The sequence below is a fragment of the Flavobacterium branchiarum genome (assembly GCF_030409845.1).
Classification (GTDB): Bacteria; Bacteroidota; Bacteroidia; order Flavobacteriales; family Flavobacteriaceae; genus Flavobacterium; species Flavobacterium branchiarum.
In genome coordinates, this window is sequence record NZ_JAUFQQ010000005.1 from 1453154 (window position 1) to 1478213 (window position 25060).

General features: G+C 31.6%; 21 protein-coding genes. 11 read left to right on the top strand and 10 right to left on the bottom strand.

Translation table 11 applies throughout. The features are described from left to right. Positions 1 to 103: 103 nt before the first annotated feature. Both QWY99_RS18245 and QWY99_RS18250 read left to right on the top strand, forming a co-directional pair. Entirely contained in the window at positions 104 to 1012 is a 909-nt protein-coding gene (locus QWY99_RS18245) for a hypothetical protein (protein WP_290267145.1), read from the top strand. A 230-nt stretch (positions 1013 to 1242) separates the two neighbouring features. Next, on the top strand, positions 1243 to 1482 hold the full coding sequence (locus QWY99_RS18250) for a hypothetical protein (RefSeq protein ID WP_290267146.1): 240 nt from the start codon (positions 1243 to 1245) through the stop codon (positions 1480 to 1482). Between the two features lie 101 nt (positions 1483 to 1583). Here QWY99_RS18250 and QWY99_RS18255 read toward each other — a convergent pair whose 3' ends face one another. After that, positions 1584 to 1931 (bottom strand): helix-turn-helix transcriptional regulator, encoded by a 348-nt coding sequence (locus QWY99_RS18255; protein ID WP_290267147.1) that lies wholly within the window; start codon positions 1929 to 1931, stop codon positions 1584 to 1586. Between the two features lie 991 nt (positions 1932 to 2922). On the opposite strand from QWY99_RS18255, the gene QWY99_RS18260 reads away from it, so the two are divergent. From QWY99_RS18260 to QWY99_RS18270, 3 genes are all read left to right on the top strand, one after another. After that, complete coding sequence (locus QWY99_RS18260; protein WP_290267148.1) at positions 2923 to 6354, top strand: DUF8818 domain-containing protein; 3432 nt, start codon at positions 2923 to 2925, stop codon at positions 6352 to 6354. A gap of 64 nt (positions 6355 to 6418) precedes the next feature. After that, on the top strand, positions 6419 to 6976 hold the full coding sequence (locus QWY99_RS18265) for a hypothetical protein (RefSeq protein ID WP_290267149.1): 558 nt from the start codon (positions 6419 to 6421) through the stop codon (positions 6974 to 6976). A gap of 167 nt (positions 6977 to 7143) precedes the next feature. Beyond that, positions 7144 to 8214 (top strand): glycosyltransferase family protein, encoded by a 1071-nt coding sequence (locus QWY99_RS18270; protein WP_290267150.1) that lies wholly within the window; start codon positions 7144 to 7146, stop codon positions 8212 to 8214. Positions 8215 to 8233: 19 nt separating this feature from the next. Here QWY99_RS18270 and QWY99_RS18275 read toward each other — a convergent pair whose 3' ends face one another. The 3 genes from QWY99_RS18275 to QWY99_RS18285 form a co-directional block, all read right to left on the bottom strand. Then, the gene (locus tag QWY99_RS18275; protein ID WP_290267151.1) at positions 8234 to 9553 is read right to left on the bottom strand and encodes a porin; all 1320 of its coding nucleotides are present in this window, start codon (positions 9551 to 9553) and stop codon (positions 8234 to 8236) included. A gap of 169 nt (positions 9554 to 9722) precedes the next feature. After that, positions 9723 to 10802: a sensor histidine kinase gene (locus QWY99_RS18280; RefSeq protein WP_290267152.1), complete on the bottom strand. Its 1080-nt coding sequence runs from the start codon at positions 10800 to 10802 to the stop codon at positions 9723 to 9725. A gap of 74 nt (positions 10803 to 10876) precedes the next feature. After that, positions 10877 to 11560: a response regulator transcription factor gene (locus QWY99_RS18285; protein WP_290267153.1), complete on the bottom strand. Its 684-nt coding sequence runs from the start codon at positions 11558 to 11560 to the stop codon at positions 10877 to 10879. A 233-nt stretch (positions 11561 to 11793) separates the two neighbouring features. Between QWY99_RS18285 and QWY99_RS18290 the strand changes: the two genes are divergently transcribed. The 4 genes from QWY99_RS18290 to QWY99_RS18305 all read left to right on the top strand — a co-directional run bounded on the left by QWY99_RS18290 (position 11794) and on the right by QWY99_RS18305 (position 17501). Continuing rightward, on the top strand, positions 11794 to 14553 hold the full coding sequence (locus tag QWY99_RS18290) for a TonB-dependent receptor (RefSeq protein ID WP_290267154.1): 2760 nt from the start codon (positions 11794 to 11796) through the stop codon (positions 14551 to 14553). Positions 14554 to 14802: 249 nt separating this feature from the next. After that, positions 14803 to 15990, top strand: a complete 1188-nt coding sequence (locus QWY99_RS18295; RefSeq protein ID WP_290267155.1) for a beta-helix domain-containing protein — start codon at positions 14803 to 14805, stop codon at positions 15988 to 15990. A gap of 112 nt (positions 15991 to 16102) precedes the next feature. Further along, positions 16103 to 16441 carry a T9SS type A sorting domain-containing protein gene (locus tag QWY99_RS18300; protein ID WP_290267156.1) on the top strand — a complete coding sequence of 113 codons (339 nt, stop codon included), beginning with the start codon at positions 16103 to 16105 and terminating at the stop codon, positions 16439 to 16441. Between the two features lie 79 nt (positions 16442 to 16520). After that, positions 16521 to 17501, top strand: coding sequence for a LuxE/PaaK family acyltransferase (locus QWY99_RS18305; protein WP_290267157.1), 981 nt, complete (start codon positions 16521 to 16523; stop codon positions 17499 to 17501). 11 nt (positions 17502 to 17512) lie between these two features. Here QWY99_RS18305 and QWY99_RS18310 read toward each other — a convergent pair whose 3' ends face one another. Genes QWY99_RS18310 through tyrS form a run of 3 tightly spaced genes read right to left on the bottom strand, consistent with a single transcriptional unit; the run spans position 17513 to position 20618 of the window. Beyond that, positions 17513 to 18094: a hypothetical protein gene (locus QWY99_RS18310; protein ID WP_290267158.1), complete on the bottom strand. Its 582-nt coding sequence runs from the start codon at positions 18092 to 18094 to the stop codon at positions 17513 to 17515. Continuing rightward, positions 18084 to 19295 carry an AAA family ATPase gene (locus QWY99_RS18315; RefSeq protein WP_290267159.1) on the bottom strand — a complete coding sequence of 404 codons (1212 nt, stop codon included), beginning with the start codon at positions 19293 to 19295 and terminating at the stop codon, positions 18084 to 18086. The genes QWY99_RS18310 and QWY99_RS18315 overlap by 11 nt, the downstream gene beginning before the upstream one ends. A 30-nt stretch (positions 19296 to 19325) precedes the next feature. Then, on the bottom strand, positions 19326 to 20618 hold the full coding sequence (tyrS, locus tag QWY99_RS18320; RefSeq protein ID WP_290267160.1) for a tyrosine--tRNA ligase: 1293 nt from the start codon (positions 20616 to 20618) through the stop codon (positions 19326 to 19328). Positions 20619 to 20709: 91 nt separating this feature from the next. Here tyrS and QWY99_RS18325 point away from each other — a divergent pair, with 91 nt between their 5' ends. Further along, complete coding sequence (locus tag QWY99_RS18325; protein WP_290267161.1) at positions 20710 to 21711, top strand: NAD-dependent epimerase/dehydratase family protein; 1002 nt, start codon at positions 20710 to 20712, stop codon at positions 21709 to 21711. Positions 21712 to 21724: 13 nt separating this feature from the next. On the opposite strand, the gene QWY99_RS18330 is transcribed toward QWY99_RS18325, so the two are convergent. From QWY99_RS18330 to QWY99_RS18340, 3 genes are read right to left on the bottom strand one after another with little or no spacing between them, the layout of a single operon-like run. Further along, positions 21725 to 22198 carry a DUF4296 domain-containing protein gene (locus QWY99_RS18330; protein ID WP_290267162.1) on the bottom strand — a complete coding sequence of 158 codons (474 nt, stop codon included), beginning with the start codon at positions 22196 to 22198 and terminating at the stop codon, positions 21725 to 21727. A 3-nt stretch (positions 22199 to 22201) separates the two neighbouring features. Further along, positions 22202 to 23542 (bottom strand): dihydroorotase, encoded by a 1341-nt coding sequence (locus tag QWY99_RS18335; RefSeq protein WP_290267163.1) that lies wholly within the window; start codon positions 23540 to 23542, stop codon positions 22202 to 22204. Positions 23543 to 23552: 10 nt separating this feature from the next. After that, on the bottom strand, positions 23553 to 24278 hold the full coding sequence (locus tag QWY99_RS18340; protein WP_290268252.1) for a polyprenol monophosphomannose synthase: 726 nt from the start codon (positions 24276 to 24278) through the stop codon (positions 23553 to 23555). 105 nt (positions 24279 to 24383) lie between these two features. Between QWY99_RS18340 and QWY99_RS18345 the strand changes: the two genes are divergently transcribed. After that, entirely contained in the window at positions 24384 to 25052 is a 669-nt protein-coding gene (locus tag QWY99_RS18345) for a DUF4271 domain-containing protein (protein ID WP_290267164.1), read from the top strand. The last annotated feature ends 8 nt before the right edge of the window (positions 25053 to 25060 follow it).

Here is a 25060-nt window from a genome sequence, read left to right on the forward strand (position 1 = left end):
TAAAAAAAAGCTAAAATAACCGATTTTAGAACAAGGATTGTTTAAACTCTTATATAGATTTGTTATGTCAATAAATTAGTGCTAACCATTAAGTTATATAGCTATGAAAAAACTTTTTTTATTAATTACGTTTGTCAGTATGTCATATTCTTGCAGTGATACTGATTCTTTAAAAATTGAACAAACAAATATTATTGATTATTCTGCTTTAAATATATCAGTAGACAAACAGATTAATTCGTTCCACAAAATGTCCATTAATTCTAATAATGCAGGTAATTATCTCAAATATTTTAAAACAGAAACATCCGCACTAAATACCGGTAAAAGCATTCCAGAAGAAACTAATATCAAAATTACGTTAGCTCCTCACTATAATTACAAAGAGCAAAAATTTATGCTCCTTTTTTATCAAGATTTAGCGAACTGTTACGACAATAAAATAGTGGATCTTTTAAATTCTAAAAGAATTTTACTCAATGAAGACAATTTTTCAACAGATTTTAAAAATGAAGCTACCTTCATATTCAACACAATCGAAAAAGTAACTAATGAAATTGGAATGCTTTTAAATAAATCCCAAACAAATAAAACTAAAAAAGAAACTGGTTTTGGAAATTGCATGGGACAAAAAGGAAAATCAATCGGGAGAGCAGTTGCAGCAGGAGCGCTTGTAGGAGCTGTAGGTGACGCTATTGTGGGGGCTGGCGGAGGAACTGTAGCTTTACCAGGAATAGGCACAACAGTAGGAGCCGTAGGAGGTGCCGTTTTTGGTGCTGTCAAAGGTGCAATCGGAGGAGGACTTGTTGAGCTTACATGGGCTGCTGTAGATTGTGTAATGCAACCTACGAAATTAGAAGTTAAATATCTTAACACTGAATATTTCTATAGAGAGATTGTTGTTAAAAATGACCCTGAACAATTAGATTTTTATATATTTAAAAATGCTGATGCTCTAATTAATACGGTTCTAAATGCTTCAGAAAATACTATAATAAAATTTACAAAATAGATTATGAAACCAAATAATAAAAAAAAATTAGTTCTTATCTACAACTATGTATTTAGCCCTATCACAGTCATTATAATGTTCTGGATTCTTTTTTTTGATGGGGATTCATTCTCTTTTCAAAAAATAATCGATCACAAATCTGACCCTAAACTTTATTTAGCAATTGCATTAGCAATAGCTTTTCTTTTGTTTTTAAGACATGGAATGAGATTTCCAAAAAATGATAAAAAATGACAATCTTTGAAAAAATACGTAGAACAGGTATACGTTGGAATATCTTCTTAGTTTTTATAACAACAGTAATCTTTTTTTCGTCACGCTTTTTTAGTGATAAAGAATTTAGTTGGAATACTATATACGAACACCGCAAAGACATAAAAATATATGTTGCTTTATTATATGGATTTACATCGGCCCTTTTCATACATATTGGAATATTAGCTTGTTCTAAATTTCCTCCTTCAAAATAAAATTGACTCAAACATCAAATAACCAAACATTCTATTGCTTGATGACTCAATCTATTTCATGCCCTTTTCGAGGTTTCTTTTTAAGTGAAACCTCGATTTTTTTATAAATCTCGTTTTCTTTTTAAATCTTTTATTACTTTTTTCAATTCTTTTATTCGCGCTTCATATTGCTCTATTATCTTATTAGACAATTGATTGATAATGGAAGTTTCATTCAAGTTGCTGCTCTCTTCTTTCTCTTCTGCTATTTCAACCTTAAACAAATCTTCAGGGCTTATCTCAAAAACCTCACATATTATATTGATATGACTAGCCCATGAACCACTTTCGCCTCTTTCTATACGTGCATACGTAGATTGTGACAGTTTCAAAGAACTTGCTATTTCCTCTTGTGATAGATCTTTTTGTTTACGTATTTTTTTCAATTTATTTCCTACTGTAACATTCATGATATAGTTTTTAAACTACAAAAATATAAGAAATATTTTACTTTTAACGTATTAAACTTAGAAACAACGAATTATCTTATGTAAATGATTAAAAAACTTCTCTCAGCTCTTTACTATAAAACAAAAACACAAGAAGAATAACACACCAGATACTGAGTGCATTACACTTGGTTTAGTCCTGAAAACCGCAACGACTTAGCACTTATAGTTCACTTTCTCTTTTTAATCTTTTATTTGCAATTCTGTTAGGTAAATTATTAATAACTGAAGTTTTTTTAGATTATCTACTCTAACCATATACCGACCTACTAATTGTTTCGAAAACTTGTTTACCACAATACTATGTTTCATCGACTAATACTAAATATCCACATCTTTTTAGAAAATAGAGATACACCAATAATCGGTCATTTGACTTAGCAACAGATTAAAAATAATATGTATATTCGTATTACAAATGAATTATTTAGTAACTACTTGAGTATACTATAATGCTAAAAATTAAAAAATTATGAGTAATGGATCTATAACAATGAGCTTACTAATTATAATTATAGCCTTAGGTTATAGATATAAAACTTATAAAGACAGTAAAAAATAGCTGTTTTATATAATGTAAATAAGAGTAAAACAAATCTATTTAATGAATTGATAATTATTTAAAAATACTCGAATTCGTATTACAAAAGAATTATTTAGTAACACTTTAAAAATCAAAAATACTATGGAAGATGGCTTTAAATTTATTGTCTTAGTAATTGTTATCATCGGAATTGGTTATCAGTACAATTCAAGAAGAAAAAACAAGACTAACTCCTAAACTATTCAACTATTTTACTTCCAGACATTCAATAACTTAAAAATATTTATTTCTTTTGTTTGTAAGCGATAAAAATACAAGTTTACTATATTCTTTAATTCATTGATAAAAACCTTACTTAAATTTCACAATTATAAATACTACTTTTGATCTTTTGGAGTTAAAGTATTTATGATTAAAAAACTACTATTTTGGTTTGTAATTATCTCTTGTTATGGACTTCATGCCCAGGAGATAAACTCGCATTATAAAACCAAAAAAATTGGTTCTTCTCGAGATACAATTCATCTAGAAAATCACAGTATTAACTCTAGTTTCTTTAAACTTCTCGACACAAATAAAACTCTCATTGACAGCAGTTTATACAAAATAAACTTTCAAAAAGGAACTTTACTTTTAAACAAAAAGCTAACTTCAATCACTGATTCTCTTACAGTTGAATATTTAAAACTTCCTGATATATTAACTAAAGAGTATAAAATTTACGATTCTAATCGAATTGTGAGTAATGGAGCAACGGCTGAATCACTATATCAAATACAGCCCAAAAACACAAAATCTGTTATCCCTTTTGATGGATTAACCACTTCGGGGAGTATTACTCGCGGAATCACAGTTGGTAACAATCAAAACACAGTTTTAAATTCTAATTTAGACCTTCAGATTACAGGAAAAATATCAGACAATGTTAGTATTCGTGCTTCATTGCAAGACAATAATATTCCGCTACAAGACGGAGGTTATTCTCAAAAACTAGATCAATTTGATAATATTTTTATCGAGCTTTTTAGTAATAATTGGGCATTACGAGCGGGAGATATTTTTCTGGAGAATAAAAAAACACAATTTCTAAATTTTGATAAAAAAGTTCAAGGGCTTGCTGTAAATTTTAACTTTGGTGATGATGACAGTAAAACAAATGTATTTGCTTCAGCAGCTTTAGTTAAAGGGCAATATGCTAAAAGCACGCTTACTGGCCAAGAAGGCAACCAAGGGCCTTATAAGTTAACTGGTCAAAATGGTGAATTGTACATACTGGTTATTTCGGGTTCTGAACGGGTATATGTAAACGGCATTTTATTAAAACGTGGAGAGAATAAAGATTATACTATCTACTATAATGCTGGTGAAATCACATTTACGTCACTTTTTACCATTACTTCCGAAATGCGAATAAGTATTGAATACCAATATTCTAATCAAAACTATACCCGATTTGTAACCTATGCTGGCGTTACTCATGAAAATAAAAAATGGAGTTTTGGAGGTTATCTATATTCCGAAAATGACTTAAAAAACCAACCTCTTCAACAAAATTTAACCAAGGAGCAAGTAGCAATATTAAGCAACGCTGGTGATGATACAAATGCCATGATTGCTCCCTCTGCATATGCAGACACTTATTCTGACAATAAAATTCTTTACAAAAAAACAATAGTAAATGGCGAGGAAGTTTACGAGTTTTCTAACGATCCAAAGGAGGAATTGTACAATGTAAAATTCAACTTGATTGGTGCTCAGTCTGCAAATTACATCCTTAAGAATGTAAATACTATAGATCGTATTTATGAATATATAGCACCTATAAATGGGGTTCCACAAGGGAATTATGCTCCAATTGTTAAACTTGTTGCTCCTATAAAAATACAAGTAGCTACCTTTTTAGGAAAGTATAATCCAACTGAAAAAACAAATTTTGATTTCGAAATTGGAGTGAGTAACAATGATGCTAACTTATTTTCGAATGTACAAGATAACGACAATAAAGGAATTGCTGCCAAAATAAATGCAAAGCAACGCTTGTTTAGCAAAAGCTGGAATCTAGATGCATTTATAAACTATCAATTTATTCAGCAAGATTTTAAATCGGTTGAGCGACTTTACAATATAGAGTTTGATCGAGATTGGAATCTTCCTGCCACTCGTTTTGGAAATCAGAGTTTATTAATTTCAGGACTAACCTTCGATTTATTTCCTCAAAAAAAATCGTCTAATGCTGGCCTAGTAACCTATCAATTTGAAAATTTAGATTTTACCGAAACTTATTCAGGAAGTCGTCATACTGTAAGCGGACTCTTTAGATTAAAAAATTGGTCCGTTCAAAATCAAGGCAGCTTGCTTAATAGTGATAGTAATATATCAACTTCAAAGTTCTTAAGAAATCAAACCCAAGCGCGGTACCATTTTAGTAAAAACTGGATTGGTGGTACTTTACAACTCGAAGACAATCAGGAAAAAAATAAAAACACCAATCAATTTTCGGCTTTAAGCCAAAGATTTAATGAATATGGTTTGTTTGTCGGTCGTGGAGATAGCACTAAAGTATTTGTAGAATTAGGTTTTTTAAGGCGAAGTAATGATAGTTTGCAAAACGGATTGTTACAACATGTAAACAACTCTCAGACGTACTATCTGAGATCAAAATTGATACAAACTGCTAAAAGTGACTTATCGGTATATGCTAGCTATAGAGTATTGAATTTTGAAGATGTTACTAAAAAGAAAGAACCATCTTTGAACTCTAGAATTCTTTATAACGATCGCTTTTTTAACCAGTTTATCCAAACTACTACTGCTTATGAAACTAGCTCTGGAACGATGCCTCAACAGGATTATACGTATATAGAAGTTCCAGCTGGACAAGGAGTTTATACTTGGATAGATTATAACAACAATGGTATTCAGGAATTACAAGAGTTTGAAGTCGCAGCATTTATTGACCAAGCAAAATATATCCGAATCTTTTTGCCTAATCGCGTCTATATTAAGACAAATCAGAATAAATTTTCACAATCTGTTACCTTAAACCCTAATCAATGGATTAATGAAACGGGAATAAAAAAGTTAATCTCGTATTTTTACAATCAAACCTCATTTATAATAGACCGAAAAGTAAAAAGTAATGGAGATCGTTTTGAACTTAATCCATTTAATTCTTCTGATGAAAATGTATTGGGTTTGAATTCTAGTTTTAGAAACAGTTTATTTTACAATCGAGGGAAACAAAAACATTCTACGACTTATACCTATTTACAAAACAAAAACAGCAACTTACTTACAATAGGATCACAAAAAGCTACTAACAGCTCACATCAATTGCAATATTCCCATTTGTATGATAAAAGCTGGCTACTTGGTTTTTTTACTAAAACTATTCAAACAGATCTTATTTCTGAAAGTTTCCCTGAAAAAAATTACAAGTTAATGGGGTATCAATTGGCTCCAAAAATTAGTTATTTATTTTCTAAGAGTACCAGTTTGGATTTCTTTTATGAGATTCAGAACAAGGACAATCAAATTGGAGAGGAAGAAAGCTTAAAACAAACTCGATTAGGAACCTCATTCTCTTATGCAGGTGAGAAAAAAATAACGTTAAATGGAGAGTTTTCTTTTTACCAGAATAAATTCACGGGCAATGAGTTTTCATCTGTAGGTTTTCAAATGCTAGAAGGGCTTCAAACGGGGCAAAATTTGGTATGGAGATTGTTATTACAAAAGAATATCACACAGTTTTTAGACATTAACTTAAACTATCAAGGACGGAAAGCTGAAATTGGAACTACCATTCATACAGGAAACATTCAACTAAGGGCTTATTTTTAACACATTTCTAAAAACATTCCAATTAATTGTTTAATTTTATTATGAATTTTAACACCTTATAAACATGAAAAAACTATTATTACTTTGTTTTATGTTAGTTTTCTCTAGTAATTTTTACGCTCAAGAAACTGCTGTGAAAACTACTAAAGCCAAAGCTAAAACAGAAGCTGCTAAAGAGAAAAAAAAGGCTACTGACTCTAAAACTACAGCAGAAAAAAAAGCAACTAAAGAAAAAACTACAGCTACCAAAAGTGTAGATGACAAGGTTGCAAAAACAAAAGCAGATACTAAAGCTAAGACTACTAAAGCAGAAGAATCAGCTACAAAAAAAGCGGCTAAAGCTAAAACAGATGCCAAAACCGCAAACGATGATGCTACAAAAAAAATAACAAAGGCTAAAGCGGATACTAAGGCAGCTACTGAAAAAGTAGACAAAGCTAAAGCTGATACCAAAGCAACATCAAAAACTACTGCAAAAAAGGTTAAAGAAACGAATGAAAAAGCGCCTAAAGTAGCTGATAAAGTTACGGGTGAGTATAACGGTAAAAAAGTTTATACTGGTCCAAGAGGTGGCAAATATTACATTAATTCTAATGGAAACAAAACTTACATTCAAGAATAAATAACTGCTTCTTGATTAAACTAAAAAAGGTTAGACATCTTATGATGTCTAACCTTTTTTGCTTCTACTAAAATAATAACTTAATATTTTAGTAATCATTTACAAATAAGGAAAACACTTACTGTTTGTAACTTTCGCAGGGTTAACTAAAAATAACCCTATTCTATATGAATCTAGATACAACCAATAAAACTATTCTGATTGCTCCTTTAAATTGGGGTTTAGGTCACGCTACAAGATGCATTCCGATAATTAAGGCGCTTCAGGAAAATAATTACATTCCAATAATTGCCTCTGATGGTATTGCTTTGGAATTATTACGAAAAGAATTTCCTTATATCCAAACTCTCGAATTGCCTTCTTATCAAATAGAATATGCAAAAAATGGCAAAAACTTTAAATGGAAATTAATCAAGAATTGTCCTAAAATGATTGAAGCCATCTTGGACGAAAAAAAGATGGTGAATTCTTGGATAAAGAAATATGGTATAGATGGTATTATTTCTGATAATCGCTTAGGGGTTTACTCCAATAAAATACCTTCTGTTTTTGTTACACATCAATTGAATGTAATGACAGGAAATACTACTTGGTTTACGACTAAATGCCACCAATATTTTATAAAAAAACATACTGAATGTTGGATTCCAGACATGAAAAAAGAACCAAATCTTACGGGTGAATTGGGCCATTTAAAAAACAAAAAACTTAAGTTAAGATATATTGGTCCGTTAAGCAGAATGCGTAAAAAAGAAACCCCAAAAGTGTATGACTTAATGGTTATCCTATCTGGTCCAGAACCTCAACGTGGTTATCTTGAGGAAAAATTAAAAAAAGAAGTCCTTCGTTACAAAGGAAAAGTTGTTTTTATAAAAGGCATAGTTGATAAAGACCAAAAAAAGGAGGTTGTTGAGAATATCACCTATTATAATTTCATGAATACAAGACAGCTGGAACAAACGTTTAACGAAAGTGAACTAATCCTGTGTCGTTCTGGCTATACAACTGTTATGGACTTGGTTAAATTGGAGAAAAAGGCTTTCTTTATACCAACTCCTGGTCAATATGAACAAATATACCTTGCTGAGAAACTAGAAAAAGAAGGGCTTGTTCCTTATGCGCTACAAGAAGATTTTAAGATTGAGGATATTGCCAAAGTAAATAAATATAACGGATTGCCTCAATACAAAAAGAAAGTAAAATGGAGCTCATTATTTTCCGTTTTCGAAAAACAATAAACTCCATTTTTATATTTTTTTAGAAATTAAATTGAGCTTGTATTCTCAATAAATTCCCTTGCTGTCTGTTATTTGGTAATACACTATCTTCAAAAGTTCTGTCAGAAATAACATATTCTGCTGTAAGTTCAAGGGCTTTAATCGGTTGCCATTCAACCCCGATTTCATAATCTCTAACTACGTAGCTTCGGGCATCTTTTTCATATTTTTTTCCTCCATCATAATATTGAAATTTTGCGAAAGGATATAATAATTGTTTTCCTAAATCAAGTTTATAATTTAATAAAACATACCCCCCATTTATATTTGTTACATCAACACTATTTGTTTCTTTGTTATAACGAGGTCCTTTACCAATATTATATTCTGTTTGTATACCAAAAGGTTTCGGGTACAAAACAAAAGTTGCTCCTACTCTCTGGTCTTTTACATATTGCCTATCAGCATTTACTGGCACTCCTGCTGTAATTTCGTTGGTAAATGCCCATTTTCCAGTATAGGCCTGAATTCCTGGCTCGATAATTTGATTTCCAATTACAAATGGATAAGTGGCTCTTGCTACAAAATTTAGATCTCTGTTGCTATCTAATTTATTAGAATACTGACCATTATATGCTCCAAAAGCAAAAACACCGTAATCACCTGAACCTTTGTAACCGTCTTTTACTAACATTTCAAAACGCTCTCTTATTTTACTTGGTGCCCAATAAAAGAACACTCCCAAATCACGCTCATTTAATATAGCACTATTCATAGCGTCATTTCTATCCAATGTAAGTCGAACCGAACTTGATTGCATGTTCTCGAAACCATAAGGGATTTTACTTTGTCCTACACGAACACGATATTCTCTTTTAGGATCAAAAGAAATATCAAAATAGATGTCTCTAATTTGAACGAAGTTATTAATTCCTGTACTAGGTGAACTAGCAAAATCTGGCTGAAAGTAAAAAAACACATTAGGATGTACCTGTCCTGAAAACACTAACCGTGCGCGTCTTATAAAAAGGCCATTATTAGACTTAGCACCTGGTTCTGTTGATGTTGTTCCCCACGACTTATCACATTGCTCACAAGAAACTTTATCATTGGTAGAAAACAAACCATTGTATCTTATTTGAGCATAACCTCTTAATGATATTTTATCATACCAACGGTCCTTTTCTTCTTTATCATGAGTAGGCTCAATATTAGGTCCCATAATAATCGACGTTTCTTTTGCCTTATTAATAGAATCTAGAATACGAACTACCTCTTTCTTGATCTCTTGCTTATATATCTCTTGTGCGTGGGCGATACACACCATTAAAAATAAAGCAATAACTAAAAATTTTCTCATCTTATTTTTTTAACTCCTCATTCAGAATGCAAAAATCACCCATCAAGGTTAACATAACGTTACCAAGATGTTATCATAATGAGAATTTAATATTAAGAGACAATCGGCTGTTTTAAATTGATGTTAAAAGGGGATGTTTTATGCCTAGTCAGGGTATTTGCATTTACATTTATTTAACGTCTCTATTGGTACTTTTATATGCTTTTTCTAAGGTGAATGAAAACTCGGATCCAATACCAAATTCACTTTCTACGTAGACTTTCTCTTTATGAGCTTCAATAATATGCTTAACTATTGCAAGTCCTAATCCTGAACCTCCTTCTGAACGAGCACCACTTTTATCTACTCTATAAAAACGCTCAAAAAGTCTCGGTATATTTTGTTTCTCAACTCCTTCTCCATTATCACTAATGCGAATAAGTACTTTTTTCTTTGTTAGATTTACTACTCCTACTTCGGTTGTGCCGCCTTGTTTGCCGTATTTAATAGAGTTTACAAGTAGATTTTCTAATATTTGCTGAATTCTATCTTTATCTCCTTTAACAAAAATAGGCTGTAGGTATTTCTTCTCGTAAGTTAATTTTATCTTCTTTTTATCGGCTTTCATTTCCAATAAATCAAAAACATTTTGAATAAGTTCTATAATATCAAAATTAGAAATAACCAAATTTAAATCGCCGGTTTCTAATTTAGTAATCATGTCTAAATCTTCAACGATATAAATTAATCGCTCTACTCCTTTTTCAGCACGTTTAAGATATTTTTTACGAATGGTTTTATCTTCCATCGCTCCATCTAATAAAGTCGAAATATATCCTTGTACCGTAAACAATGGTGTTTTAAGCTCATGCGAAACGTTACCTAGAAACTCTCGACGGTATTGTTCTCGAATTTCTAGCATCTCGATTTCTAGCTTTTTATCGGTAGCAAATTTTTTAACTTCACGCGAAAGTGTCTCCATATCGGTTGTAATCGGCTGATTTATGAGCGTACTAGATTCTAGTAACGAAACATCATCATAGATTTTTTTTACTCTTCGGTAAATAAAACGCTCTACGCGATATTGTAAAACAAGAAATGAGAACGCATATACAGATATGAGGAAAACAATGCTAAACGGTAATAAGTTTATTGTTTTATTTTTGAAGAATAATAAAATCAAAATTATTACGAATCCTGTAGCAAAGAGACTTATATATAGTGCTGACTTTACAGCAAACTTATAGGTTTTTTTAAAACTTATTTTCATTTAATTCATGGATAGCTTTCTACAAAGATAATTCTGATTTCTTTGCATTATGCTTTTGTTTGATGATCTTTATTTTAAACCTCGAATTTGTAACCTACTCCTTTGATGGTCTTGAATAAATCTTCTCCAATTTTTTCTCTTAATTTTCGAATATGTACATCAATCGTTCTTCCACCTACCACAACTTCATTACCCCAAACTTTATCAAGAATTTCATCACGTTTGAATACTTTTCCAGGTTTTGAAGCCAATAAATAGAACAATTCAAATTCTTTTCTAGGTAAAGCAATCTCGATATTATCTTTTACGATTTTATACTCTTCACGATTAATTTCTATACCACCTACATTTAAAGTATCACTACTAACTTCTTGTTCTTTTAAGCGTCTTAATAATGCTTTAACCTTACTCACCAATAATTTTGGCTTAATAGGTTTAGTAATGTAATCATCTGCTCCAGCATCAAAACCAGCAACTTGTGAATAATCTTCACTTCTTGCAGTTAAGAAAGTAATAATAACATTATTTAGTTCAGGTATTTTTCGAATATGCTCACAAGCTTCCATACCATCCATTTCTGCCATCATAACATCCATTATTATAAGGTCTGGTAATTCTTTTTGTGCTTTTGTAATTGCATCTTTCCCGTTAGAAGCAGTAATTATTTGGTATCCCTCCTGAGAAAGATTATATCCAACAATTTCTAAAATATCCGGTTCATCATCTACAAGTAAAATCTTAGTTTGTGTTTTTTTCATAAAATAGCAAAAAATTGGGTTATCTCATTGATTCTTATACGATATAACATTCAATGAATCTAGTTGCGAGTGTAAAGATAATAATAAATCGACTGTTAAAAAGTCGTGTTAACCGTAATTTAATTTCATAACAATTTCATAATATCCTAGAGACAAAACAATAACAAGTAGCTAACATCTACTTTACAAAGCCGTACTTAATTTGCAAAAAAATAAACAAACAACAAACGAAAATGAAATTCAACTTAAAATTTCTATTTATTACATTATTTATTTGTGCAGTTTCAATGGCTCAAACCAAAGGTACAATTTCTGGGGTTTTAACAGACAAACAGACTAATAATGAAGCACTTCCTTTTGCAAACATTCTTATTAAAGGAACTAACAACAGTGCAAATACTGATATCGACGGTAAATATTCGATAAACATCGCTCCTGGTAGCTACACTGTAATTTATAGTTTCTTGGGGTACGAAACTATAGAAGCAATAGTAATTGTTAAGGCAAATGAAACTACAACTAGCAATCAAACATTATCTTCTGGGAGTTATACGCTAAAAGATGTGGTAGTAAAAGCATCAGCTGTAAACAGACAAAAAGAAACAGCGTTACTTTTAGAACAAAAGAATGCTGTAGAGATAAAACAATCTATTGGAGCTCAAGAGCTTTCGCGAAAAGGGGTTAGCGATGTAGCAACTGCAGTTACCAAAACTACTGGTATCACAAAACAAGAAGGAACAGGTAATATCTTTGTAAGAGGTTTAGGGGACCGTTACAACTCTACAACTATGAATGGATTACCAATTCCATCAAATGATCCTGAGAAGAAAAACATTAGTTTAGATATTTTCTCTACTGATATTGTTGAATATGTATCTGTTGACAAAGTGTATAGCAGTAAATTATATGGTGATTTTGCTGGAGGAAACGTAGATATCGCATCTAAAGATTACAAAGGAAAGGGGTTCTTTAAAATCGAAATAGGATCTAATGTTAACACAAACGCAGTATCCGATGATGATTTTAGATTACAAAAGGGCATTAATAGTTTTGGATTCTCAAACCCAAAAATCCCTAACAATGCACTTACTCAATACAATTTCAATACTTTACAAACAGAGAAGAGAGCACCTTTCGCTGGATCAATTGGCATATCTGGAGGAAAAACATTCAACGTAGGTGAGCAAGGAAAATTAAGCTTTTTTGCAACTGCTAATTTCAGCAATGAATACAATGCGGTTAAAAATGGTACTGCCAAAGGAAGTGTAAACGGAGCTGGAGTTGCGTTTAAAGATTTTCATACTTACAAAGACATGAGCTACCAAACCAACTCAACCGGTTTGTTAAATATTGGATACAAAATTAACACAAACAACAAAGTTAATTTTAACACACTTTACATTAATAGTTCGACTCAATCTAAAGAAGAATACTATGGCTACATAGCAGATATCGCCAATAACGGAAATGGATTAATTCGTCGTTTCAATTATGAGAAAAACAGTCTTTGGGTTAATCAACTTTTAGGAGATCACAAACTAACAGACAGATCAAAATTAAATTGGGGAGTTTCATACAACATCGTTGATGGATCTATGCCAGATAGAGTTCAAAACACGTTTAGAAACGAAGCAGATGGATATGTATTATCTACCATTTCAAGACCTGAAAACAATAGATACTTCCAAAAATTAAAAGAAGATGAATTAGCAGCAAATGCTTCTATCGATTATAAATTCAATAAAAACAGTGAAGCTGATTTTAATGGAAAAATCACTTTAGGTGCAAATGGAAGAATAAAAAACAGAAAATTTGAAGCTATTCAGTTCAACTTTCAATCAAATGATGGTTTTAGAAACTTTGTTGTTGATCCAAATAACCTAGATTTATTTTACAACAATGACAACTTCAACAACGGATACTTTAATATTTCAACTTTTAGAGGAAATTCTCAAATTAGCGATGCCTTAGATCCTCAAACTTATAATGGTAAACAAACTATCATTGGTGGTTATGCTAATACAGAGTTCAAATTCAAGAATAAATTAACTGCTGTTTTAGGTCTTCGATTAGAATCAGTAATTCAAGATGTTGACTGGAATACTCAATTAGGTGATATTGGAAGTGACAAATTAGATAAATTGGCTTTTTTACCAAGTTTGACAATGAAATATGAGTTAAACGAAAAACAAAATTTACGTTTAGGATTTAGCAAAACATATACTTTACCACAATTTAAAGAAAGAGCATTATTTGTTTACGAAGAAGTACTTCAGGTTAAAGTTGGTAACCCTTACTTATACGAATCAGATGATTACAACTTAGATCTTAAATGGGAAATGTTCCCAAAAAGCGATGAATTAATTTCCTTTACTGCTTTTGGAAAATACATCCTTAACCCAATGAACGAAGTTACAATTGCATCATCTTCTAATGACGTTTCTTATATCAATACAGGAGATTATGGTTATGTTGCTGGAGGTGAAGTAGAGTACCGTAAGCAGATTTTTAGTTTTGATGATGCTAATTCAAAAAAACTTACTGCTGGTATCAATGCATCTTATCTATACAGTAATCAAGAGTTAAATACCGAAAAAGTAAATAGAGAAACTAATTACCAAGTTGATTTCACCAACAAAAAGAGCCAATTTACTGGGGCATCTGATTTACTATTAAATGCTGACCTTTCTTATTTAACTGAATGGAGTAACAAAGAAAAAAGTTTAAACACAACTATTGCATACTCTTATTTCTCAGATAGAATAAATGCTATTGGAACAAACGGAAGAGGTGATTTAGTTGACAAAGCATTTGGTTCATTAGACTTTATCGCAAAAACTAAACTGAATAAAAACTTAGGATTAGATTTTGTTGTAAAAAACATTCTAGATCCTACAATCAACAGAGTTCAAGAAAACAGCTCAGGAGATGTAAATGTTTTATCATACAAAAAAGGATTAGGAATAAGCTTTAAACTTAATTATAGCTTTTAATACTTCATCAACACAAAACTAAAAAAGGATCAACATTCAATTTGTTGGTCCTTTTTTTAATTTATAGACAAGCAACTTGTTACGTAATTAACCTTATAAATCAAAACTTTAGTTAACGAGTAAGTAACATTAATTTAATCTTAAAATAGGTTTTTATTAAACTAACAATCACACTTGCTTAACATTCATAAAAGATTTCTAATCCATCTTTGCATCAAGATATTAAACACAAAAATTATCAAAACAACCATGAAAAAATCAATTGTAAAACTATTTGGAATTATTGCTTTATCAACTAGCTTACTTACAAGCTGTTCAAGCGATAATAATAACGACAGCAAAAACCCTGCTTCAACATTTGTTGCAGATGCGAACGACTTTAAGGGAACTATTAGTAATGGTGAAGTAGTACTTGACGCAGGTACTGTTTACAAATTAACTGGAAAACTACAAGTAAATGACGGAGCAACTTTAACTATTCCTGCAGGAACAGTTATACAAGGTACTGGCGGGACGAAAGCTTATATTGCAATTGCGCAAGGAGGAAAAATTAATGTAAATGGTACACTAGCAAAACCAGTTGTAATGACAAGTGGATTAGCAGTTAAAGGTGCTGGAGACTGGGGTGGATTGGTTATTTGTGGTAGAGCTCCAATAAATCGTAAAACTAATGGTGAAATCACAGCTCAATCAGAAGTTGCAGATTTAACTTATGGAGGAACTATATCTAATGATAATTCTGGTTCAATCAAATTTTTGAGAATCGAATATGCAGGAGCTGCTTACAACACTGAAAAAGAATTCAACGGATTATCTTTCTTCGGAGTTGGTTCAGGAACAGTTGTTGAAAATGTACAAGCTTTTCACGGTGCTGATGATGGATTTGAATTCTTCGGAGGTACTGTAAACACATCAAATCTAATTGCTATCGGTAACGAAGATGATCAATTTGACTGGACTGAAGGATGGAATGGAAAAAACACAAACTGGTACGGAAAATTAAATTTCGGAAAAGGTAATAGAGGTATTGAGGCTGATAACTTCGAATTAGGATTCTCAAACACTCCAATTGCTAACCCAACTATCACAAATATGACTCTTATCGGACCTGGAAGTAATGCTGATGCATCTTACACAGAAAACCAAGCTATAAAACTAAGAAGAGGAACTAAAGGTCTTATCTCAAATGTAGTTTTAAGCGGATGGAAAACTGGTATTGATGTTGAAAACGACGAAACTATCGCTTTTGTTGGAACAGCTTTAAAAGTATCTAATGTAAATTACATCTCTGATGTACCTACAAAAACTAAAGGAAAGAAAACAGACGGATCTGCTTATGATGTTTCTGCTGTTGCTACTGAATCTGCTGCTGCTAATGGAGCTGGAAACGGTATTGCACAACCAAACTGGGCTACTGGATGGTCAGTAGGTTTCTAATCAATAAGATACACAATAAATGTTAAAAACATCCTAAACTTTTAGGATGTTTTTTTTTGGCGTAGTTTTTGAAAACTTTTTTTTGTATATTTACTAGACTTAAAATTAAGCGATGGCAAAAAATTACTTTTATATTACACTCTTATTGGCTTTTTTCTTTATTACTGCAAGTATTTCGGCACAAGACAGTAAACAACAGCCAAAAACAGACGGCACCGTTATAGAGGGCTTAAGTTTGTACCCAAACCCTGTGAGTAATGGTAAAGTATACATATCATCTAAAAATGATTTAGAAAAAGAAATAATTATTTTTGACATACTAGGAAAAAAGGTTTTACAAACACAATTGAGTTCAAGAGAGCTTAATATCTCTAATCTTTCCCCTGGTGTTTATATCATAAAAATTAGTGAAGAAAATGCAACTGCAACAAGAAAATTAATTGTCAGGTAAGTTTTCAAAATAAAAACACAAAAAAGTTCCAAAGTAATATTGGGGCTTTTTTTTTAAATTACCTTTGCAAAAAAAGATTTTGATTACAACTACTGATATATTTACGATTTCTAGCCAAAAGCAATTTGAAAAAATAGCATTGAAAGTATTTCGCTTTCAATACGAAAACAACGTAGTATATCGAACGTTTTGTGATTATCTTAAAACAGACCCTCAAAAAGTAAAATCTCTTACTCAGATTCCCTTTTTACCAATTCAGTTTTTTAAGAGTCATGCTGTAGTTTCAAATTCTGATCCTGCACAAGTTACCTTTACCAGCAGCGGTACAACCGGAATGATTACAAGCAAGCACCTTGTAACCGATGTTACCTTATATGAAGAAAGCTATCGCAAAGGGTTTTCCCAATTTTATGGCAATATCGAAGATTATGTCGTACTAGCCTTACTACCGTCTTATCTAGAACGCGGTGGTTCTTCATTAATTTACATGGTCGAGGATTTAATTAAATTATCTAATCATCCAGAAAGCGGGTTTTATTTGCACAACCACGAAGAACTTACTCAAAAACTAATCGAATTAGACCAATCTGGACAAAATACCATCTTAATCGGAGTAACATATGCTTTGCTAGATTTAATCGAAAAAAATACCTTTAAACTACAAAATACCATCATCATGGAAACTGGTGGAATGAAAGGAAAACGCAAAGAAATGATTCGCGAAGAATTACACAAAGAATTGTGTGAAGGATTTGGTGTATCAGCCATACATTCTGAATACGGAATGACCGAATTATTGTCTCAAGCATATTCTCTAGGCGAAGGAATATTCGAATGCCCTTCGTGGATACAAATTCTTGTTCGAGATACCGAAGATGCATTAACCTACGTAAAAGAAGGAAAAACTGGTGGTATAAACGTAATCGATCTAGCCAATATTAATTCTTGTTCTTTTATCGCTACGCAAGATTTGGGAAAAAAATATCCCAACAACTCTTTCGAGGTATTGGGACGTTTTGATAATTCTGATATTCGAGGTTGTAATCTAATGGTTTTGTAATTACAGTCGTTTTAATTTGAATTTAGTAATATCTCTTTTTGGTCTTTTATTGTCGCAGAATTTGTCGCTCTAATCAAAATATTATATTGAATTAAAATGTCCTCAAGAGACAAAGGATACATAGCTGATATTACCCAACCACTAAAATTCATTAAATTAGGAAAAGAAATAATAGCTGTCGCTCTTCTCTTTTTATTCATGATTTCATTATCTCTAAAATAACCAACAGTAGCTATAATCTGATCAATCATTTTCTTAGGATAATCTCTCCCTTTATCTTTAGCAGTCTGTGCACTTTGTGCATACTTACATTCTACAAATAAAACCCAGTCTTTTTCTTCACAAGTCTGTGGAAAAACAACACATTCACATTGTTGATTACCAGGCCCGAATAAGTTTTCTTTAAATCCTGCAAAATAAATTGGTAATTTTTTATTGTTTTTCAAATAAACACACTTAACATCTCTTGGCTGTTGTTCTAACATCTCAACATCTCCATTATTTATGTTCTTATAATCAACAATATATAAATCATCAAAAGAACTTTCTTTTATTTCTTGATTTGCTAAATGCGCTTGAATATTATTCTTCATATTCAAAATGATTTAGCATTCCATAATACTCATTCATAATATCATCCATAACGGTATTAAAATAATGCTTGCTTACTGTTCCCGTTCTACTATCTTTTATAGATTTTATTGTGCCATCAACATTGTCTATTTGATAAACATTAACTAAAGATGATGAAATCCAAGAATCGCAACTTATATATTCTTTTTTTTCATTATCAGACAACTTATCCGAAATAAAACTACCCATTAAACAATTATTAATAGCGTATAAAACATAAGGACTATGCGTTGTAAGAGTCAAAGTATGATCTCGTTCACCTTGAATTTTATTAAATAAATAATATATCAAATCGCGCTGTGTCTCAGGAAAGAGATTTTGTTCTGGCTCTTCGATAATAAAATTTGTATTATTATACTGAATTGGCAAAGCTTCCTTTCCTTCAGGATAAAGAAAAACACTTCTACTTTTACCTTCCTTATCAGTATAAGTAGCATTCACAATCTTTCCTGAATTTCTAAACCTCTTACTCAGATTATCCAATTCAGCAACAGAAAGAGATACTTCTTCATTGTAAAAACCATTAGTCAAATACTCAAATAACAGAACCAATGGTATAATAGATTGTAAACCACTTGATCCTACTCTTAAATTAATTTCATTATTGTTTCTTAAAGTAATTATATCTAAATCTTTCTCTTTGTCATTATGAAAGTTCACCCCTAAGTTCAATATCGAAAATGCTTCTTTTTTCTGAAAACTTCTTTTAGCAGAATACCAATCATAAACAAAACTCATTATATTATCAAATGGAGCCTTATAATTGCGTAAATCAGGCATAACAGAAACAAAATTCCTTTCCGAAGGGATATAAATATTTCTCGTTTTTTTATAATTTACCCCCTCTTGCTTCTCTTTTATACCCTCTTTTTCATCTCCCCACTTATATGAAATTTCAATAAAATCACTATTGTATTCAAAATAGGAGTTCTCAGAAAAATAGGCTTTACTTAATCTATGAAAATCTAAAAGTTGGTCTTCTATTTTCTCTTCATATTTACCATCCAACAAATATCTTTTTTCAACCCACTGACAATAACTGATAATTTTAGCAATAGTACTTTTACCACTACTTTGAGGCCCTGTGAAAACATTTACTTTATTTAATTCAATTTCAATATCAGAAATTGGACCTATGTTCCTAATTATTAATTTTACCATCCTTTTGATATCTTAGATTAAAAAGCACCTTTAAACCACTCTTACTACAAAATAATTTTTCTTTCCGCTTTGTAACAATACAAACTGGTTGTTGATTAAATCCTTAGCAGACAAAACAAACTCTTCGGTTATTTTTTCTCTGTTAACAGAAATAGAATTGGCCGTTAGCGCACGTCTCGCTTCTCCATTTGATTTAAAGAAACCAGTTTTCTCATTAAGAACTACTATAATTTCTAATCCATTTTCTAGATCTGCTTTTGCAATTTCTGCTTGAGGCACACCATCAAAAACATCTAAGAAAGTCGCTTCATCTAATTGCTTTAAATCATCTGAAGTAGAATTTCCGAATAATATATTTGAGGCCTTAATTGCATTTTCTAAATCAGCAGCAGAATGTACCATTACAGTAATTTCTTCAGCCAATCGTTTTTGTAAAATACGCAAGTGTGGTGTTTCTCTGTGTTCGATCGTTAACGATTCGATTTCTTCTTTTGATAAGAAAGTGAAAATTTTAATATATTTTTCAGCATCAACATCAGAAGTATTCAACCAGTATTGGTAAAACTTGTATGGAGATGTTCTTGCAGCATCTAACCAAATATTTCCTCCTTCAGATTTTCCGAATTTAGTTCCATCTGCTTTTGTAATTAAAGGACAAGTTAAAGCATATGCTTTTCCGCTTTCCATTCTTCTTACCAATTCTGTTCCCGTAGTGATATTTCCCCACTGGTCACTTCCTCCCATTTGCAAAGTACATTGTTTGTTCTTATACAAATGCAAAAAGTCATATCCTTGTACTAACTGATAAGTAAACTCAGTAAACGACATTCCTTCGGCAGCCTCAGATGTTAGCCTTTTCTTCACAGAATCTTTAGCCATCATATAGTTAACCGTAATATGCTTACCTACATCACGAATAAAATCAAGGAATGAGAATTCCTTCATCCAATCATAATTATTTACCAACTCGGCTGCATTAGCTGTATCTGAAGTAAAATCCAAAAATCGAGACAATTGCCCTTTTATAGCTTCTTGGTTATGACGTAATGTTGTTTCGTCAAGTAAATTTCTTTCATTCGATTTTCCTGATGGATCACCAATCATACCAGTTGCACCACCCACTAATGCTAATGGCTTGTGTCCTGATAATTGAAAGTGCTTTAACAACATCACCCCTACTAAGTGTCCTATATGCAATGAATCCGCAGTTGGATCAATTCCCACATATGCCACTCTCATTTGTTCCATCAAATGTTCTTCAGTACCTGGCATAACGTCGTGAAGCATTCCTCTCCAAGTTACTTCTTCTATAAAATTTTTCATCTTTTTAGTCAATTTCCACAAAGATAGTTTTAATTGCACAATTTGAAAATCAATCTATCTAAAAATCCAACAATCTAATTATCTTTACAAAATGGTTTTAGTAACAGGAGGAACAGGTTTAGTTGGAGCGCATTTATTACTTCATTTAATTGAAAATGGAGATCATGTTCGGGCAATTTATAGAAATAAAAGTAAAATAGAACGAACGAAGTCTGTTTTTGATCTATATAAAAAGTCCCATTTATTCGAATCTATTCAATGGTTGGAAGCTGACATACTTGATGTTCCCTCTTTAGAAACTGCTTTTATTGATGTAGAATATGTTTATCACTGTGCAGCAGTAATCTCATTTGATCCTAAGGACGAAGATTTAGTTCGAAAAACCAATATCGAAGGTACAGCAAACATTGTGAATTTCTGTATTGCAAAACAAGTAAAAAAATTATGCTTTGTGAGTTCAATCGCAGCTCTTGGTGACCTTGCTCCTCACGAGTCTATTATTACCGAAGAAGTCGAATGGAATCCCGAAAAACCTCATAGTGATTATGCCATATCTAAATATGGTGCCGAAATAGAAGTTTGGCGTGGTTGGCAAGAAGGACTAGATATTGTTATTATAAATCCTGGAGTTATTTTAGGACCTATTCCAAAATCCAAAAGCGACGAAAAAGGAAGTGCCGAACTTTACACAAAAGTAGCCAACGGTCTCCCCTTTTACACTTTAGGCAGTACCGGATTTGTTACTATTGATGACGTTGTTAGGATTGCTGTAACTTTAATGAAAAGCGAGATAAAAAATGAACGCTTTACACTTATCTCTGACAACATTGTCTTTAGAGATGCATTAAATACAATTGCAGATGTACTAAAAGTAAAAAGACCTGCATATCATGCAAGCCCTTTATTTATGAAAATCATGTGGCGTATTGACTGGTTTTTGTCTACTTTTTTCCCGAAGAAAAGACAGATTACCAAAGCAACCGCAAAATCGTCTTATACTAAAGATATATATTCGAATGAGAAAATAAAAACAGCTTTAAAAACTGACTTTAAAGATATTCATGAATACATTAAAGAAGTGGCAACTTTATAAGAAACATACTTAATTACTTAAGTGTTGCTTTCTTTTTAAGCGAGTCTACTTTTACTTCTTTTGTCAATCTCTGTTTAACCTCAATAGAATCTTTTTTTATAGCCTTACTCTTTTTCTTAAGCAATTGCTCTTTCTTTTTTTCTAGCTTAACTAAAGAATCAAATTTCTTTTCGTTTTTTACTAAACGTGCACCTACCTCATCAAACATAACCTTATAATCATTATAATTTGCGGCATAATACATATTGCTCTTAACAAATTGCAAACTATCTACTTTGTATTTTTTCAACACAAACCTAGTCGGATTAGTATCACAAGAATCTAACGACATTGGATTTTGATATTTAATAGCTTCCAACAATGATAAATCATACATAATATCTATCATCTTAGCTCTCTCAACAAGTCGCTCTGGTTTTTTAACCAATTCTTTTTTGCATCCAACAGCAAAGAATAATACCGAAATAATTATGATTATTTTCTTCATATCCTATCTATCAAATAATAATCTTTTCCCAGCATGAACATTTTTTACCTTAAAAGAATTATAAACCAATTGTCCGTTTACAAAAGTGTGTGTAATTCTTGATTTAAAAGTAAACCCTTCAAATGGTGACCATTTACATTTAGATAAAATATTATCTGCATTTACACTCCAAGGCAACCCTGCATTCACAATTACCAAATCGGCATAATAGCCTTCTTTGATGAATCCTCTCTTTTCAATTTTGAAAATCTTAGCAGGATTGTGACACATTTTTTCAACTATTTTCTCAACACTAATTTTTCCTTGGTGATGTGCTTCAAACATAGCTACAACAGCATGCTGAACCAAAGGCCCTCCAGAAGGAGCTTTTAGATATGATTCTTTCTTTTCTTCTTTAGTATGGGGCGCATGATCTGTTGCAATAACATCTATTCGTCCATCAAGTAAAGCTTCCCAAAGTACTTTTCTGTCATCGGCTGTTTTTACAGCAGGATTCCATTTAATGAAATTCCCTTTAGTTTTATAATCCTCGTCTGTAAACCACAGGTGATGAATACAAACTTCGGCAGTAATTTTCTTTTCTTCCAAAGGAATTTTGTTTGTAAACAATTCCATTTCTTTTGCAGTCGAAAGATGAAAGATATGCAAACGCGCTCCAGTTTTTTTAGCCAATGCAACAGCTTTGGATGAAGATATATAACACGCTTCGGCACTACGAATTAAATGATGCGCCGTTACAGGAACATCGTCACCATACTCTTCTTTATATTTAGCTAGATTATTTTGTATTGTAGTTTCATCCTCGCAATGTACCGCTATTAACATTTCTGTACTTGAGAATATCTTTTCGAGTGTGGCTTCATTGTCAACCAACATATTTCCGGTTGATGAACCTAAAAATATTTTTATTCCCGCTACATTCTTTGGATTTGTTTTTAGGACTTCCTCCAAATTATCATTGGTTGCCCCCATCATAAACGAATAATTCGCGTATGACTTCTTTGAAGCTATTTGGTATTTCTCTTCAAGTATTTCCTGAGTTACTGCATTAGGCACCGTATTAGGTTGCTCGATAAACGAAGTGATTCCTCCAGCAACGGCTGCTTTCGATTCTGATTCGATATCCCCTTTATGCGTTAATCCTGGTTCTCTAAAATGCACTTGATCATCAATTGCACCTGGCATTAAATAACTTCCTTCGGCATCAATAACAATACAGTTAGACGACTTCAGACTTATACTGTCCGAAATTTCTACAATTAAATCATTCTCGATTAACAAATCGCCTTCAAAAATTGACCCTTCGTTTACGATTTTAGCGTTTTTTATTAATATCCTATTCATTCTAATTGTTTTATAAAGAATTGACTAATTTTTTTAGTCGGAGCGAAATAACTCCAAAAATTGCCTCTTTGATAATAGCATTACTCATTTTAGAAACTCCCTTTGTTCTATCCGTAAAAATGATTGGAACTTCGGTAATTTGAAATTTTTTACAATATGTTCTATATTTCATTTCGATTTGAAAAGCATATCCAACAAATTTAATTTTGTTAAGATTAATAGCTTCTAAAACCTCTCTTTTGTAACAAACAAAACCCGCAGTGGCGTCATGAATTTTCATACCCGTTATGAATTTTACATAAACAGATGCAAAATAAGACATCAGCACACGGCTTAATGGCCAGTTTACAACATTCACCCCTTTTACATATCTGGAACCAATTGCAAGATCAGCTCCTCCAAAATGGCAAGCATCAAAAAGTTTTTCAAGATCATTAGGATTATGCGAAAAATCGGCATCCATTTCGAATATATAATCATATTTTCGATCCAAAGCCCATTTAAATCCATGAACATAAGCAGTACCTAATCCAGCTTTCTTAGCTCTGTTTTCTATAAACAACCTTCCTTCAAATTCTTCTTGAAGCATAACAACTTTATCTGCAGTACGATCTGGCGAGTTATCATCGACAATAAGAAGGTGAAAGGGTTTATGTTGCGAAAGCACAGCCCTAATAATGCTTTCAATGTTTTCAATTTCGTTGTAAGTGGGAATTATAACAATACAATCATTCATTTTTCCGAGTAATTTCAACGCAAAAGTAAACTTTTTATAGCATTTCATTCATAATAAAGTTATAATAAAAGTAATGATACAAAAAATTACTAATTTTGCATTGCTATGATTGAACACCTTCATCCAAGAATTACTGAAAATAAAGACTGGGCAACACTTTTATTTGTGTTATGCTTTGCAGTTATTGCTATAACAAAATCAATTTACGAGACTCGTTTTCTCGATTTCTCCAGATTAATTTTTTCTGATAAATACGCCAAAATTTATCGAGACAGTAACCATATAAAAAGTGGATTTACGATCTGCTTATTTTTCATACAAATCATTTCATTTGCCTTTTTCGTACAACTCACACTTAGTAGTTTTGGTTATGCATCAAAAACCGATTGGCAACTATACATCCAAATAGTAACCTTATTAGCTTTCTTTATTTTATCGAAATATTTAATCGAAAAAATAATTGCAACATCGTTCAATATTGAAGAATTTAACGAGCACTTTAATCTACAAAAAGTAAGTTACAGAGCTTATATCGGTTTTTTAATACTCCCTATCAATGCTATTTTGTTCTATTATGATGGTGTTTCAAAAAATGTACTACTAATAATTCTAGCTATATCACTATGTATCAGCTTATTCTCTTATTTCATTTCAATTAAGAACTATCAAAATGCAATATTGAGTAAGTTATTTTATTTTATTTTGTATCTTTGCACTCTTGAAATAGCACCTTATTATTTTATATATTATTGGTTTACCAAACAGGGGGCTTAGAAAATAGT